Raw genomic sequence first — 14,677 nt, 5'->3', positions numbered from 1 at the left:
GTGTTATATAGTGTTATTGATATTCGAAATTTCATAATGATTGACTATTTTTGCCATTATCAGAATAATTACGGCACATGAAATTCCGCTTCAAATTTATAGCTTTCGTCATTCTTGGCCTACTGGTTCTTGTATGCAGTTATCAGGTCTACTGGCTTGTTAATTTTTACAACGAGCAGTATAGAAAAATGGAAACAGCTATTATGCATGCTATGAACAATGCCGACTTTAAAGAAATAGCTATACGAATCAATGACATACACGCAGACTCAGATTCTTTACCAAAGCAAAACATGAAAGGCATCATGGCACGCCAACAGGAACGTATGCCCGATGTAGTGGTAAGGATACAAAACAATAAAAAAGACGGGAAAATTATCTGGAGTGATGCCAACACAATGAACGTTTCGGTACAACAGGGCTTTCACCTTACGATAGATTCCCTTAAATCTATCGATATTGCAAGGTATGACAGCCTTTTGAAAGCCGAATTTAAACAGTTGGGTATTAAAATACCTTATTATCTGGTATATCGTACCAATATAAATGACAGTTCGCCAAATCCTAATATTAAAGACTTCGATCAAAGCAAATATGAAAAATATGTATTTGCCTTTACTGATGAGAACAAAGAAGCATACATCGTATACATGAAAGAGCCTAAATGGCATATTTTCAAAGATATGCTGGGACTTGTGAGTATTTCCGTACTGATGATTGCATTACTGATTATCTCCTATTTGTATCTACTGAAAATTATATTAAAGCAAAAGACAATAGACGAAATAAAAAGTGACTTCGTTAATAATATGACGCACGAACTGAAAACCCCTATATCTGTAACATATGCTGCTGTAGATGCCTTACAGAATTTCGGAGCAAGTGACGAACCAGAAAAACGGGATAAATATCTGAATATATCTAAAGAGCAACTGATGTATCTCAACAGCCTTGTAGAGCAGATACTGACCATGTCGGTAGAAGAACGGAAAAATCTCCGACTTTCTCTCGTAGATATAGAATTGAAAAGCTTGTTCGAAAACAGTAAGAATCAGATATTACTGAATACTTCGAAACCCGTATCATTCGAAATAGAAATAAAACCTGAAAACTTATTAGTTAAAGCCGATCGGCTTCATTTCGGTAACCTGATAAATAACCTTGTCGAAAATGCAGTAAAATATTCTCCTGAAAGTGTGAATATAAAGCTATCGGCATATACAGAAAACAGACAGACGATCATTTCTGTATGCGATGACGGAATAGGAATCCCTGCTAATTCGCTAGATAAAATATTCGATAAGTTCTACAGGGTGCCTACGGGAAATATCCACGAAGTAAAGGGATACGGACTAGGCCTGTATTATGTGAAAACAATAATAGACAAACACGGGTGGAAAATAAAAGTGGACAGCACAGAGGGAAAAGGCACTTGCTTTAAAATAATAATACCATGAACATAAAAGTATTGCTGGTAGAAGACGAGCCGTCATTGGCAATGATAATTAAAGAAACTCTGGAAAAGAGGAAATTTAAGGTAGATTGTGCTACAAACGGAAAAGAAGGACTGGAAATGTTTTACAAACTGAATCCGGATATTGTTGTTGCCGATATTATGATGCCTAAGCTTGACGGTTTCAGTATGACTCAACTGATAAGACAAACAGATAAACAGACGCCTATCCTTTTCCTCAGTGCAAAATCGAAAACAGACGATGTAGTTCAAGGTTTCGAAATCGGCGGTAATGATTATCTTAAAAAGCCTTTCGGAATGGATGAACTTATTGTGCGCATAAAGGCTTTGTTAAACCGTGTACACAGCAAAGAACCGGAAAACAAAGTATATCAGATTGGGGAATATACCTTCGACCCTCTGATGCAAAAACTTATCCACCCGCAAAAGACCGAACTCCTCTCACACCGCGAAGCGGCGATATTGGAGCACCTTTGCTCAAATCAGAATAATATAGTGGAGAATAAAGCTGTACTGCTCGAACTGTGGGGCGATGATAGCTTTTTCAATACCCGAAGCCTGCATGTATTTATTGTAAAATTACGCAAGAAACTCTCACTTGATTCAAGGATACAAATAATAAACATCAGGGGTATAGGATATAAAATGATATTTTAACAACCAATTCATATACAAACAATTAAACTTTTACTGAATCTCTATTGTTCTATTTCAATAAATAATTAAAATAGAATAGTATGAGCAGTTACCCAAAGAGAGACCCGCAAACTGACCCTCTCATTTCACCAGAAAATTCAGTTCTTCTTATCATCGATTACCAGCCGATTCAGATTACATCCATTAACTCAATGGATAAAAGGGATTTAATCATGAACATGGGTGTATTGGCCGAGTTGGCACAAGCATTTAACCTACCGGTGATATTATCGACAGTGAATGTAAGAACAGGAGCTAATAAAGATACAATACCACAGATAAAAGACAAGCTGGGAGATATCGTATCTTACGACCGCACTACAATAAATGCATGGGAAGACAAAGAATTCTACGAAGCAGTGCATGCAACAAACAGAAAGAAAATACTTATGGCTGCACTCTGGACAGAAGCATGTCTGACTTTTCCTACTATCGATGCTATCCGCGAGGGCTTCGAAGTTTATCCGGTCGTGGATTGTGTAGGTGGTACTTCAGTCATTGCTCACGAATGCGGTTTGAGGCGTGTTGAACAAGCAGGAGCACATCTGACTAGCCTTGCACAATTGGCATGTGAACTGCAAAGAGACTGGAACCGGCAAGAGACCAAAGAAGACTTTGTGCGAATAATGGAAGAGGCACGGTGGTTTCCCAATCTGAATAAATAGATAAATTATCTTATAAATAGAAATCGTGACAAAATAAATCTTTCTGTCAGGATTTTATATGCGTTAAAAAGACACTGCATCAAATCAATTTAGTATATTTGTTCATGTAATTATTGCCCATATAATCCGAGACAATCATGAATAAATTTTCATTACTAAACCTTGCATTTACTTTTGTAATCTTGGCTATTGTACTAGTTATTAACCATAATTTTTATCTGACAAAAACAGATTTTTATTCTGCTTTAATTTCCAGCAGCATAATATCTATACAGATTCTGTTTTGTCTCTATTATGCACTAAAGCATCTGAAAGAGTTTACAATACTCAGTTTTGTATTGCTCTCAGCTGCTATATTATTTCAGATATTGGTAATACTGTTTATTATAAACGGTATATTATGGAGTACCGATACCGGACAATGGGTATATTAATCCATTGTCTTTCTTAACATTGCATTAAGTATATATTAACTACCTACCAGAAACCATTTAGTGTTGAATGTTGTTCTCTATTAGTAATGTAATTGTATTAATCATAAATTTTAGAGACATGTCAACATTTCACCAAAGACCGACTGAAGGTATGCCCGATATGATGCCTAAGGGCACTGTAGATAATCCACCGCAAAAGGAACCTCAAAATATTCCGCTCAAAATGGTAGACCAACCGTATAACGATGATAATCAACCTGAAAGGAAAGAGCCGCGTGTTCCGGAAGTACCTGTAGATCCGGATAAGAAAAATCCTGAGAAAATTGATCCGGAAATAGGTGACCCTAAGATACAGGAACCGAAAATGAAGGAGAATAAAGATGAAGATTTCGGCGTATGCTAAAGACAAAATATAAAAATGTTGTAAGAAAATTCCTTACAACATTTTTTATAAAGTCAAAGCTTCCCGATAAATCCCTTATCAGAAAGCTTTATTGAAAATTGTGTTTATATATAAAAAGTACTATCTTCCGAAACGGGATGTATCAACTTCCTCTATTTTCGGTTTCTTATAATTGCCGAAACGGTAAGTAAATGATAATCTGAATACCGGGGCATTCGGTTTTATATGCATAGTGCTGTATTGATTCATATAGTCAATCTTAGTTGTTTGCTTTCCGCTTTTGAAAACATCGTCTACACGGAACATCAGCTCAGCATTCTTACCTGCAAAAGTCCACTTAGCACCTGCGGAAACATTCCAAATACGACCTACATCGTATATGCCCTGCACTGCGCCGGACATATAAAATCCTGAGACATCCAGCTTAATGTCAGGCTTTGACGAAACATTAAAAGTATTACGTAGCTGACCGACAACCACATTTTTACTCCTGCTGTAAGGTATATTATAGAAATCATCGTCTTTTTCTTCCTGCCTTATCAGATTCACAGTGGCGCTTGCATCCCATATATTTCCTATTTTTACAGGCACAACAAAGTATAGCCCGTATTGTCTCTCATAATTCAGATTTACCATTTGGAATACGTTCTGCAAACTGTTTTGAGATTGGTAGGGCAACTGAATATAACGGTCCGGCCGAACGTTTATATATGCCCCGGCAACATACTTTTGGTTCATTATAAAATTCAGTTGTGTATTATATTTCTTCGAAAATTTCAGTTCGGGATTTCCCTGTACCTGAGAATAAGCATTGATTTTAAAAGCATTGCTGCTCAAAGCCCAATATGGCGGGTAGTCTATATCCGAAGAAAAGGAAAGCTGCACAATACGTTTAGGATTATATGTATAAGTCAGATTTGCATTTACGAAAGGCTGAAAGTCATCCCAAAGCGTCTTACTGATATCCGTCATATCTATTGTCGCTCTGAAATAATTAGCCGACAATGAAGCCTGTAACGAAAGTTTCTCACCAAATGATTTGGAAAAGCCGAAAAAGACCGAGCCGGAATACTCTTTTTGCCTGTTATCGCTGACTGAATCGACGTGATTACTATCGGGATTTTTATAATAATTATATATATTATTGTTCTTGGAGAAAGAAAAATTAGCTCCATAATCCAATTTCCAACCGTTAATAGCGGTATTATGATTGAGGAATGCAACAAGTTTATCTACTTTTTGATTCGTTTTCGTTTTAAATGCTGTTTGCAGCTGAGTACCATTCAAATAGTCATAATATTTTTCATCTGCAGGGTCACGATAGACAGTATAATCGATACCTGCATTAATTTTCTTATGTGAGTTATATTCAACTTTTATATTATGAAGAGATGTATTACCTTTTATATCACTACCGGAATGCACATCAGAGTATGGATTTGAATCTTCAAGAAAAACCGTACGGGAAAAAGGTTTCGAATTCGTATCATCCAGATTTGATGTATATACAAAGCTGATTTTATCCTTGTTAGAAAATGTATAACCCATGCCCAGACGGATATTGATATCTTTGTAGTCAGATCGGGATTTATTCGATTGGCTAATATCATATATGTGATTATTAAGCTGATGTATTGCGTACATATCACTTTCGCCCCACCCTTTCGATTTATTTGCGCCGACAATCAGATCGGCATTAAAAGACGACTTGCTGTACATCAAGCTCCCTCTGAGCGTATAAGCGGCGTAAAAAGCCTGCTTGTACTCTACTGTACCTTCTCCCTGCAATACAGGTACGACATCGCTGTCTTTTAATATTACATTGATTGCAGCTCCTCTTATATTATATTGCGGCGGGGCGCTATACATCACTTCAACATTTGTTACGCGGGAGGCAGGCATCGATTTCAGCATACTGATAAGTTGCTCTGCGCTCATACTTGTCAACTGTCCGTTTACTAATATAGTATATTCTGTTGTACCTACTAATTGCAGGTTATCCCCTGTTCCGGTAATACCGGGAACATTCTGCAAAGTTTCAAAAGCGTTCGATACGGCCTTATTCCTTATAAGTTGCGGCACATTATATATAAGCTTCCCCTCCTCAGCTTTTACAGTAGGACGTTCTGCACTTACGACCACTTCATTTAACGATTTATCTAAAGAAATCAGGACAAATGGCAATAATTCAACATCAGTATTTTCTAACCTTACAGCCTGTTCTTCTTTTTCATAAGCCATATGCTGTAAAGTGAGCATATAATCACCTTGTTGTAGTTCATTGAAAATAAACAGACCATTTGTATCGGATATAACCGTTTTCATATAAAGTGAATCTTGCACATCTTTCAATATGCAGGTGACCGCCTCGACTGGCAGATTGGAATCGTTCATCACCACTCCTTTCAAAGAATAGGATTGGGAACATATCGAAAGAGGAAAACATAAAAACAAAATGAAATGTAAATACTTCATAATAATGAAATGGCTTATATCACAAATTTAGCCACTTTTCAAAGTAAAGAATGTTTCCTTATAGCTATTTAGTGTTACCAAGTGTTATCGATATTTTCTATTGTTAAATAAAAATTTAACAATTGTTAGTATGTTAATTTTAATTACTTATCTTTGACTACTGGTTCATAACACAAAGACAACAAGTATGTATATGCAAGATTCTTTTAAAAACAGAGTCGTGAAGTTCTGGAATTCCTTTTCAGAAGAAGAACATCAGATCCGTGAAATGATGGATAATAAAGTGGAAGGTGAAACACTTCTTAATTTTGTGGATAGTATACTGCAAATTGCTTTCAACAAGGTATACTTCGAAATGGGAGTTAATCCGGAAGGAAAGTATGAACTTATACTTACACCTGAAGGCGACCGCACGCGGCTGATGCAGATTCATTACTGGCTCCAATATGCCCCGGAATATTTATGGAAGAAGTGGAATTTTTATTCGACTAAGCCTGCCCATGGTAAAAAAGGCTACGCTCTGAAAATGTTCGGTACAGAATTGAGTGATGAAGATATTCTCATTTACCCCCAAACAGATAACGACAAAAGTAAAATAAATATAAAAGTCTATAGTCCTGCACTTATGGAGTTAGACGAAAGCAAGCGCTATTCCATGTTCTTCATTTACCTCGATCAGTTTATAGGTGAACTATATACAATGGAATATATCGGGTTTATAGATTTCATCGGAGAAGAACAAAAAGGCAAACCTATAAACATTGCAGAGTTCAAATCTTTCATCGACGATACCATTAAGACTTGTAGTTGGTCAAAATTCGAAAATCCGTGTGAAATATACAGCGGATACAGAATGGAAGTAAATAATAAAGAAGGGTGGAAATTACGTGAAGATATCTTTTCAGGTTACACTTCGTGTATGCCACTGTTGAATGATTTCTATAATGGTAAGAGCCACTGTTTTGACGAAGCAGAGAAAAACGGGGTTATTTTCGGGTTCCTGTTTTTTGAGAATATAAATGTACCCCGCGAGAATGTCGTGAATTTCAGAGGAGATATAGAAGATAAGATAACAGCGGTAGTTGGTCCCTTCGGCATAGCTAACTGCCTCGGAGGTGCTACGGGCTTCCATTTCTCGTATATTGATTTCATTGTATATGATTTTGAAGCCTTTTTGTTAACTGTTAAGGAGATAATATCCGGTTATAATTTTGAAGAAACAGGATTTTCTTATTTCAAAGCTGATACCGACCCTATTATTTTCACTTAACAATACTTTAACAAAACTTGCCTTAACAATTAAAATAGTCGGTATTTATTAAATAATATACGCATAAGCCCGATAGAAAAGCTGATGTTCAAAAACTTTTATTCTGCTTTTTAAAACAAATTCATTACTTTTGCGGTTCAATAGAAAAATAACTTTTGGGAAAGTATACTTTTTTTACTCTCCTGAAAATAAATGATAAGAGCCTTAATAGATGCAAAAAAATTTAGTAATCGTCGAATCTCCGGCAAAAGCCAAAACCATAGAAAAGTTTTTGGGTAAAGATTTTAAAGTAATGTCCAGTTACGGGCATATCAGAGACCTGAAAAAGAAAGATCTGGGTATAGATTTGGAGAACGACTATACTCCATTATATGAAGTTCCGGCTGACAAGAAAAAAGTAGTCGATGAACTGAAAAAAGCGGCTAAAGAAGCCGACACTGTATGGCTCGCTTCCGATGAAGACCGGGAAGGAGAAGCTATATCATGGCATCTTTTCAAGACATTGAAGCTCGATGAAAATAAGACCAAAAGAATAGCTTTTCACGAAATAACGAAAGATGCTATCATTCACGCAATAGAAAATCCAAGACAGATAGATATAAACCTCGTTGATGCGCAACAGGCACGAAGGGTGCTCGACCGTATTGTGGGATTTGAACTATCGCCCGTACTTTGGAGAAAGGTAAAGCCGGCCCTATCTGCGGGACGGGTACAATCGGTTGCGGTCAGGCTAATCGTAGAACGCGAACGGGAAATACAGAATTTTAAATCAGAAGCTTCTTACAGGGTTATTGGCATATTCACTAAAAATGATAATGGTAATACGACCGAAATCAAAACCGAATTGAGCAAAAGGCTGAAAACAAAAAAAGAAGCCCTCGATCTCTTAGAGAAATTAAAAGAAGCGACATTTAAAGTTGAAGATGTAGAAACAAAGCCTGTTAAGAAATCGCCTGCAGCACCGTTTACTACTTCTACGTTGCAGCAGGAAGCATCGCGCAAATTGGGATTTCCGGTATCAATGACTATGATGGTTGCCCAAAAGTTATATGAATCGGGGAAAATCACCTATATGCGTACCGACTCGGTAAACTTATCAGGTCTGGCTATCAATACCACTAAAAACGAAATTGAGTCGGTTTACGGCAAGCAATATTCTAAAGTACGTCAGTTCTCCACTAAGAGCAAAGGAGCGCAAGAGGCCCATGAAGCTATTCGTCCTACATACATTTCTGAGCATACCACAACAGGTACAGCTCAGGAGAAAAAATTGTATGAACTGATCTGGAAAAGAACAATTGCTTCTCAAATGGCTGATGCCGAACTGGAGAAAACAACCGTAACAATAGGAATATCGAACAATACAAGCCTTAAATTTACGGCTGTAGGCGAAGTCATCAAATTCGACGGATTCCTTCACGTTTATCTGGAAGGTACCGACGATGAAAATACAGACAGTGAAACCAGCCTCCTTCCTCCTGTAAAACCCCAGGAGATTATGAATCTGAAAGAAAGCACTGCTACTGAAAGGTTCACTCAACGTCCGAGTAGATATAGTGAAGCTGCACTGGTTCGTAAACTTGAAGAACTGGGAATCGGCCGCCCGTCGACTTATGCCCCTACAATTTCTACGATTCAGAACCGTGAGTATGTAGAAAAATCAAATTTAGAGGGTACCGAACGCAAGTATAATGTATTAACGTTGAAAAACGGTAATATCTCAGATGCTGAAAAGACTGAAATCACAGGAGCCGACAAAGGAAAACTGATCCCTACAGATACAGGAACCGTTGTCAACGATTTCCTCACAGAATTCTTTCCTGATATCCTCGACTATAATTTTACAGCTACTGTAGAAAAAGAATTTGACCAGGTAGCCGACGGCGAAGAGAACTGGACAAAAATGATCGATAAGTTCTACAAGGTATTTCATCCGGTAGTAGAATCGGCCAGCAATATGCAGACCGATCATAAGATCGGCGAACGTATATTGGGTATCGATCCTAAATCGGGCCGACAGGTTTCGGTAAAAATAGGACGATTTGGACCTATGGCTCAGATAGGCGTACAGGAAGATGCAGATAAACCTCAGTTTGCCGGCTTACAAAAGAACCAGTCTATAAGCACAATTACGTTGGAAGAAGCATTGAAATTATTCGACTTACCACGTTCTATAGGTGAATTTGAAGGTAAAGAGGTGAGTGTGGGTGCCGGACGATTCGGCCCATATATAAAACACGACAATAAATTCATATCTTTACCAAAAGGATATGATCCTTTCAGTGTGGATATAGACGATGCTATTCCGTTGATTCTTGACAAAAGGCAGAAAGATGCTGAAAAAGTCATAAAGACTTTTACGGAAGATACTGATCTTCAGATATTGAATGGCCGTTACGGGCCTTATATAGCTTACAAAAAAAATAATTTTAAGATTCCAAAAGGAACTACTCCCGACAGTCTCGATTTCGAAGCGGCAATGAAGATAGTAAACGCCACTGATGAAAAAGCGACTAAAACTAAAGGTAGAGCGAAGAAAAAATAGGGCATTTATGTAGAGAATCTATAGTAAAAGTGAATGAATAAATTTTTGGAAAAGATATTCGGATACAGGGGATACAGAATAATTATACCTCTTATAGATTTAAGCGTTATATACGGCTCCTATATATTATCTTTCTATCTTTTAAAAGATTCTCTCGATAATTTTACACTCAACTATAATGCATTCTGGTCAAGTTTACCTTTTATCATTATAAGTTACCTTGTATTAAGTCATATCTACGAACTTGATAAGCCAAAAGACTTTACATTCTTTGGTGTAGGATATACCGTAGCCCTCGCATTAGGCTCCCTACTGTTTATTACAATGGCAATCAGCTTCTTTATAAGGGAATTTGCATTTCCACGAAGTATACTACTTTTAAGTACACTTTTCCAGTTGATTGCTATTACAATTTGGCATCTGTTTGCTAGTCGGATGTATTTCAGGGTGAATAAAGGTAAATCCGTATTGGTTATAGGATATGAGAAATCACAGGCACTTGCCTATAAGCTTTTGGAGTCGAGAGGTATGTGGTCTAGGATAAAGCATGTTTGTTCACCCAGATATTCTAAAGTATATGATCTTATAGACGATTGTGATATAACTTTTTTAACCGAAGATGTGGAAGAATCCCTTAAACAAGAGATTATTCTTTATTGTATCGAAAAAGACCATACAGTACTCTATCAACCCAAAAATCTAGAAATCCTGCAGTTTAATTCCGATTTCTTACAGATAGATGATTCTCCTGTGCTGGATGTTAGAGAGCTAGGATTATCACAAGGAAGTGAAACTACAAAAAGAATAATCGATGTTATCCTTAGTTCCATTTCTCTAATTATATTGTTTATCCCTTTTGTATTTATATATCTGGCATTAAAGATCGGAGGTGGAACTGCTTTCTACGTCCAGGAACGTGTGACCCGCGATAATAAGATATTTAAAATATATAAGTTCCGGACAATGGTCGAAGATGCAGAAGCTTTATCAGGTCCTGTTTTGGCACAAGATACAGATAAGCGCATCACTAAACTTGGGCATATACTCAGAACTACCCGGCTGGACGAAATACCCCAGATATTTAATATCCTCGTTGGCGACATGAGCATTGTGGGACCACGCCCTGAACGACCTTTTTTCGTAGAACAATTTTCGAAAGAGATACCTGAATATAATTTGCGTCACAGGGTAAAAGCCGGCTTAACAGGACTGGCACAGGTACAGGGAAAATACAACACCTCTGTGCAGGATAAACTAAAATATGACCTGCTCTATATCAACGGATACTCTTTAGCTCTGGATATTAAACTTATAATGCAGACCCTGAATATCCTGCTCCGCAGAAACAGCACGCAAGGTGTAAAAAGCGTACAGGAGTTGGGTGACGAAATAGAAAGCCTTACAAGGCGTTAATTATACAATTCTGATGAAAGATTTTCAACAACTGATAACAAATCGTCGCAGTACTCGCAAATTCACAGACGAACCATTAAGCCCGGAACAAGTAGAAACAATAATGAAAGCCGCGCTCAAGTCGCCGGCATCGAAAAGCGCCAATCCATGGCAGTTCGTTTTGGTTGAAAATAAAGAAGTGCTTGAGAAACTATCTCAATGCAAAAAATCGAGTAGTAAACTAATAGCCGGATGCGCTCTCGCTATTGTTGTACTAGGCGATCCGATGACTAGTGATGTATGGATTGAAGATACCTCTATCGCATCTGTTATGATACAACTACAGGTTGAAGACCTTGGTTTGGGTAGTTGCTGGGTGCAGATTCGTGAACGGTTTACTGCCGATGATACTCCGTCGGACGAATATGTCCGTGTTTTATTGGATATCCCCCTCCAATTGCAGGTACTGTCTGTAATAGCTATCGGGCATAAAGCACAGGAACGGCCGCCTTTTGATGAGGAAAAATTGCAATGGGAGAAAATACATATCGGTAAATTTAATATTAACCAGTTAGGTGAATAGATTATGGCAGCCAGTTCGAATAAAGCTTCTAATGACCGCTTATCATACGGGATAACTATACTTATTTTCGGGGTATTATATCTTCTGGATAAGTTAGGCTTTCTCAATCAGATACCTTACGGACATAAACTAATAAGTGTAGGCGCCTTCTTCCTTATCGGAGGCATCGTTTTTCTTGCCACACAACCTAAAAAGATACTCGGCTGGATTTTTCTCGGAGTAGGCATTATACTGAATGCCGATATATTCTTCGGCTGGATAAGTGATTATTCCAATTTGATTGTTCCTTTAGGGCTCATCATAGCAGGCATTGCAATGGTATTGACCGCAAAGAAGAACTGATGAAAATAGTATTTATAGGGGCAGGAAACGTAGCCACACATTTGGCTAAGGAACTGTATAAGAAATCATTTGATATTATACAGGTATATAGTCGTACGCTAGAATCAGCTTCTTATCTTGCGAAAGAGGTTAATGCTGTAGCTATAAATGATATTAGTGCTATAATAGATGATGCCGATTTATATATCTTTTCAGTAAAAGATTCTGTGCTTGAAGATATTCTGTCGCAATTACCAACCAATAAAGGGATATGGGTACATACTGCCGGAAGCCTGCCATTAGATATATTTGCTAAATACACATCGAAGTACGCTGTATTATATCCTTTTCAGACATTCAGTAAACACAGAGAAATAGTTTGGCAAAATGTTCCGATATTCATTGAAGCATCTGGCTCGCAAAGCCTTTCTGTAATAAAAGTTGTTGCAAATCAATTGTCTGAAAATGTATTGGAATTATCATCTGACAAGAGACGATACGTACATCTTACCGGAGTTTTTGCCTGTAATTTTACGAATCATATGTACGCATTATCTAAATTGTTTCTCGAAAAAGCCGGACTTCCATTCGAAACGGCACTCCCACTCATCGACGAAACAGCATCAAAAGTACATATACTTTTACCAAAAGATGCGCAGACAGGACCAGCTGTCCGCTTTGATGAAAACATCATCAATAAACATCTGGAAATGATAGAAGATGAGAAAATTAAAGAATTATACAGGCTTATAAGCGAAGATATTCACAGAATGAGCTAATATAAATTACCAGCCAAAAGCCTCTTCACTCATCCAGTTGCCCTGCACTTTCAATACCTGTTCTATGATATCACGTGCAACCCCGTGACCTCCACGGCAATGGGAAATATATTTTGCAATCGCTCTTATTTCATGCGCAGCATCCGCCGGAGCAACAGATAAACCTACCGTCTGCATTACATGATAATCAGGAATATCATCACCTGCATACATTATCTCTTCAGGTCTAAATCCGCTTTTTTGCATATAATCGTTCAAATCACGTATTTTGATTTTCGACTTCATATATATATCCTTCACGCCTAAACGGGCAAAACGAAGCCTTACACCTTCTGTATCCCCTCCTGTTATAATCGCTACACCATAACCATGCTTCACAGCCAGATTTATAGCATATCCGTCTTTTATGTTAACCATACGCATAGGCTCACCTTCCGGAGACAAAGGAATAGAGTCTGGTGATAAGACACCGTCTACATCAAAAATAAATGCTTTGATCTTAGTCAGATCATAGTTTATAGTACTCATAATACAATTATAAATTAGTTTGGAGCCCGTGTATACAGATAAGCGGCAATAAAGATGAAGACTATATTCGGTACCCATACGGCAAGCATAGGAGGCATAGTTCCCGATACGGCAAAAGATGAGCTCACCGTCTGGAACATAATATATGAAACGCTCAGTCCCAAGCCGATACCGATATTAAGCCCCATTCCCCCTTTAACTTTACGGGCAGATAATGATGCGCCTATAATCGTCAGGATAAATGCTGAGAAAACAGAGGCAAAACGTTTGTGAAACTCAATTTCAAACTGTGTAATACTCACATCTCCCACACTGGCAATTCCTTTTGCTTTCTGGCGTTGAATATATTCATAAAGTTTTGGGGTAGTCATTTGCTCGAAATCGTTAACAGATACGAGAAAATCGCTGGGAACAACATTCAGGGTCGTATCTATTTTATCGCCTTTGCTTATAACCTCTTTCATACCCTCAAATTCACGTATTGAATAATTATACAGTTCCCAATGGAATGCACTGTCATATTTTATTCGCTGGGCTATAAGGCGTGATTCGAGTTCTTTTTCGTTGAATTTGTCCAAAGAAAGATTATAGCCCTCTTTTGTTTTATTATCGAAACGTTCTATATACAAAATAACTCCTTCCTTTACCTGCAATTGTATACCGGATGCGTATGCAACACTCTTATCCCTTATATATCTGTTCTGAAAATTAATGCGCGTTACATTGGCCGGAGGAATGATAAAACTGCTTAATACAAATGAAAAGATTGCAATAATCGCTGCCGAAATCATGTAGGGTTTCATCAGTCGTTTAAAGCTCATACCGTTCGATAGCATGGCTATTATCTCAGAATTATCCGCCAGCTTGGACGTAAAGAATATAACTGCAATAAATACAAATAACGCACTAAACAAATTAGTATAGTAAGGTACGAAATTGACATAATAATCGAATATGATAGCTGTCAAAGGCGCTTTCTTATCAAGGAACTTATCCAGTTTTTCGTTGATATCGAATACTACGGCAATGGATATAATAAGAACGATTGAGAATATATATGTTCCCAAAAACTTCTTAATTATATATCTGTCGAGTATCGATAATATTTTCAT

The 14,677-nt window shown here is 37.5% G+C and carries 14 protein-coding genes; 11 read left to right on the top strand and 3 right to left on the bottom strand.

From position 1 onward, the window contains the following. Nucleotides 1-77 precede the first annotated feature (77 nt). The 5 genes from K348_RS0115180 (at nucleotide 78) to K348_RS0115160 (ending at nucleotide 3,672) form a co-directional block, all read left to right on the top strand. Nucleotides 78-1,457, top strand: a complete 1,380-nt coding sequence (locus K348_RS0115180) for a cell wall metabolism sensor histidine kinase WalK (RefSeq protein WP_029906207.1) — start codon at nucleotides 78-80, stop codon at nucleotides 1,455-1,457. Then, nucleotides 1,454-2,131: a response regulator transcription factor gene (locus K348_RS0115175; RefSeq protein WP_029906206.1), complete on the top strand. Its 678-nt coding sequence runs from the start codon at nucleotides 1,454-1,456 to the stop codon at nucleotides 2,129-2,131. Before K348_RS0115180 ends, K348_RS0115175 begins: the two co-directional genes overlap by 4 nt. 80 nt (nucleotides 2,132-2,211) lie before the next feature. Then, nucleotides 2,212-2,835 carry a hydrolase gene (locus K348_RS0115170; protein ID WP_029906203.1) on the top strand — a complete coding sequence of 208 codons (624 nt, stop codon included), beginning with the start codon at nucleotides 2,212-2,214 and terminating at the stop codon, nucleotides 2,833-2,835. A gap of 137 nt (nucleotides 2,836-2,972) precedes the next feature. After that, a complete protein-coding gene (locus K348_RS0115165; protein WP_029906201.1) occupies nucleotides 2,973-3,269 on the top strand; it encodes a hypothetical protein in 297 nt (98 codons plus the stop codon). 118 nt (nucleotides 3,270-3,387) lie between these two features. Beyond that, nucleotides 3,388-3,672, top strand: coding sequence for a hypothetical protein (locus tag K348_RS0115160; protein WP_029906199.1), 285 nt, complete (start codon nucleotides 3,388-3,390; stop codon nucleotides 3,670-3,672). A 120-nt stretch (nucleotides 3,673-3,792) separates the two neighbouring features. Here the strand turns inward: K348_RS0115160 and K348_RS0115155 are convergent, their stop codons facing one another. Further along, complete coding sequence (locus tag K348_RS0115155) at nucleotides 3,793-6,066, bottom strand: outer membrane beta-barrel protein (RefSeq protein ID WP_231496797.1); 2,274 nt, start codon at nucleotides 6,064-6,066, stop codon at nucleotides 3,793-3,795. A gap of 274 nt (nucleotides 6,067-6,340) precedes the next feature. Here K348_RS0115155 and K348_RS0115150 point away from each other — a divergent pair, with 274 nt between their 5' ends. The 6 genes from K348_RS0115150 (at nucleotide 6,341) to K348_RS0115125 (ending at nucleotide 13,037) form a co-directional block, all read left to right on the top strand. Beyond that, complete coding sequence (locus K348_RS0115150; RefSeq protein WP_029906195.1) at nucleotides 6,341-7,417, top strand: hypothetical protein; 1,077 nt, start codon at nucleotides 6,341-6,343, stop codon at nucleotides 7,415-7,417. A 211-nt stretch (nucleotides 7,418-7,628) separates the two neighbouring features. Further along, nucleotides 7,629-9,962 carry a type I DNA topoisomerase gene (gene topA / locus K348_RS0115145; protein WP_029906193.1) on the top strand — a complete coding sequence of 778 codons (2,334 nt, stop codon included), beginning with the start codon at nucleotides 7,629-7,631 and terminating at the stop codon, nucleotides 9,960-9,962. 33 nt (nucleotides 9,963-9,995) lie between these two features. Further along, a complete protein-coding gene (locus K348_RS0115140; RefSeq protein WP_029906191.1) occupies nucleotides 9,996-11,375 on the top strand; it encodes a sugar transferase in 1,380 nt (459 codons plus the stop codon). Between the two features lie 13 nt (nucleotides 11,376-11,388). Beyond that, complete coding sequence (locus K348_RS0115135) at nucleotides 11,389-11,937, top strand: nitroreductase family protein (RefSeq protein ID WP_029906189.1); 549 nt, start codon at nucleotides 11,389-11,391, stop codon at nucleotides 11,935-11,937. 3 nt (nucleotides 11,938-11,940) lie between these two features. Beyond that, on the top strand, nucleotides 11,941-12,279 hold the full coding sequence (locus K348_RS0115130) for a hypothetical protein (RefSeq protein WP_029906187.1): 339 nt from the start codon (nucleotides 11,941-11,943) through the stop codon (nucleotides 12,277-12,279). After that, nucleotides 12,279-13,037 (top strand): Rossmann-like and DUF2520 domain-containing protein, encoded by a 759-nt coding sequence (locus tag K348_RS0115125; RefSeq protein ID WP_029906185.1) that lies wholly within the window; start codon nucleotides 12,279-12,281, stop codon nucleotides 13,035-13,037. The genes K348_RS0115130 and K348_RS0115125 overlap by 1 nt, the downstream gene beginning before the upstream one ends. A 6-nt stretch (nucleotides 13,038-13,043) precedes the next feature. Here K348_RS0115125 and K348_RS0115120 read toward each other — a convergent pair whose 3' ends face one another. Together K348_RS0115120 and K348_RS0115115 are read right to left on the bottom strand one after the other, a co-directional pair. Next, the gene (locus tag K348_RS0115120; protein ID WP_029906183.1) at nucleotides 13,044-13,565 is read right to left on the bottom strand and encodes an HAD family hydrolase; all 522 of its coding nucleotides are present in this window, start codon (nucleotides 13,563-13,565) and stop codon (nucleotides 13,044-13,046) included. 14 nt (nucleotides 13,566-13,579) lie between these two features. Further along, the gene (locus tag K348_RS0115115; RefSeq protein ID WP_029906182.1) at nucleotides 13,580-14,677 is read right to left on the bottom strand and encodes an LptF/LptG family permease; all 1,098 of its coding nucleotides are present in this window, start codon (nucleotides 14,675-14,677) and stop codon (nucleotides 13,580-13,582) included.

This window comes from Prevotella sp. 10(H), from assembly GCF_000711235.1.
Taxonomy (GTDB): Bacteria; Bacteroidota; Bacteroidia; order Bacteroidales; family Dysgonomonadaceae; genus Dysgonomonas.
The sequence above is the reverse complement of the archived record's forward strand: the minus strand, read 5'-3'. Positions and strand labels throughout refer to the sequence as shown.